We start from the raw sequence: 1,531 nt of genomic DNA, 5'->3' as shown, positions 1-1,531 counted from the left end.
CATTTCTCCGCCTACTGCGGGCGACACAAATAGGAATGAAAACCGGGATGTGCAGTAACCATCCTTTGGGTACAATAGCCTTGAGGGAAAGGCACACTACAAAGCACGGTGAGGTGAGTTGCAGACTGCCTCTTAGCTTAAATCAGTATGTAAACCAGTGTAAGGATCGCCTTTCAAGCACAAATAAGTGGTGCCGCGAGGCCGCACGCTAATCATTGTTTTAGCTCAGCGTTAAATGTGTGGCGGTCCAGTCACTGTCTGCTCCCTCACGATTTCAACACAAGGAGGGAGAAATTTGAAAGTCGTTTACCCCATCTGCTGTGGCATCGATGTACACAAGACATTTCTCGTCGCCACGCTCATCACAACTCAGGGCATCGTTCCCAGTTACAAGAAAAAGCGCTTTTCCACCTTCAACAATTCCATTCTGGCGTTCAAGCAATGGCTGATCGATAACAACTGCTTTGACGTTTGCATGGAGAGCACTGGGAAGTACTATATCCCCGTCTACAATTTGCTGGAAGACAGCATCCACGTTACCGTCGCCAACCCCAAGTGGGTTGCCGCTGTTAAGGGCAACAAGGATGATGTCAAGGATTCCAAGTGGATTGGCGACCTGTTTCGTCTCGGTCTTGTACCCGGCAGCTTCATTCCTTCCAAGGATGTTCGCATCCTGCGGGAGTACACACGGTATCGTTTTAAGCTCGTTTCCTGCAAGTCCAGCGAGAAGAATCGCTTCCAAAACGCTTTTACCGTTTGCAATGTAGCCCTTGATGCTGTCGTTTCCGACATGTTTGGTAAATCTGCCTCATCCATCACGAACTACCTTGTAAACGCGGATTCCTTCGACCCAAAGTATTGCATTTCACTCCTGCAACGCTCCTTAAAAAAGAAAGCCGACGAAGTCATCGAATCCATTGAAGGCTTCCAAATGACCGGGGAACAAAAAGAACGCATCCGCTTCGTCCGTAGACATTTGGATTTTGTGGAGCAACTCATTGCCGACCTCGATCAAACCATCACCGGTTTGGTTGAACCCTTTGAAAGCGCCATTACCCTGCTGTGTACCATTCCCGGAGTGGATCGCAACACTGCCATCACGATCCTCTCCGAGATCGGCACTGATATGTCTCAGTTCTCGTCCTCGAAGCGCTTGTGCTGTTGGGCGGGATTAGCGCCCGGCAACAACCAATCCGCCGGTAAAAAGAAGTCTGTTCGCATCACTAGAGCCGGAGTTTACCTCAAACCCGCTCTTGTGCAAGCGGCCCATGCCGCCGTGAAATCCAAGACTTCCTCTTACTATCGCATCAAGTATGAGCGGATTGCCAAACGCAGAGGCAAGAAACGGGCCATTATCGCCATTGCCAGAATGATGCTCACTGCCGTTTATCACATGCTCCAAACCGGCGAAGTGTTTAATCCCTGCGACCTTTTTCAGGTCGATATACCGATAGAGCTTCGCAATAAGCAAAAGGAGAAAGCTTTGAGGCAGGCTGCCAAACTTTTGATTACCCAAGGCGTTATAAGCCCC

1 protein-coding gene is annotated in these 1,531 nt (G+C 49.6%); it reads left to right on the top strand.

Translation table 11 applies throughout. The features are described 5' to 3' along the window. Positions 1–295: 295 nt before the first annotated feature. On the top strand, positions 296–1,531 hold a 1,236-nt coding region (locus Psfp_RS21055; protein WP_134220464.1), incomplete at its 3' end, for an IS110 family transposase.

Origin of the sequence: Pelotomaculum sp. FP (genome assembly GCF_004369245.1) — a bacterium.
Classification (GTDB): Bacteria; Bacillota; Desulfotomaculia; order Desulfotomaculales; family Pelotomaculaceae; genus Pelotomaculum_C; species Pelotomaculum_C schinkii.
Note: the sequence above shows the minus strand (reverse complement) of the source record. Positions and strands in the feature narration are given on the sequence as shown.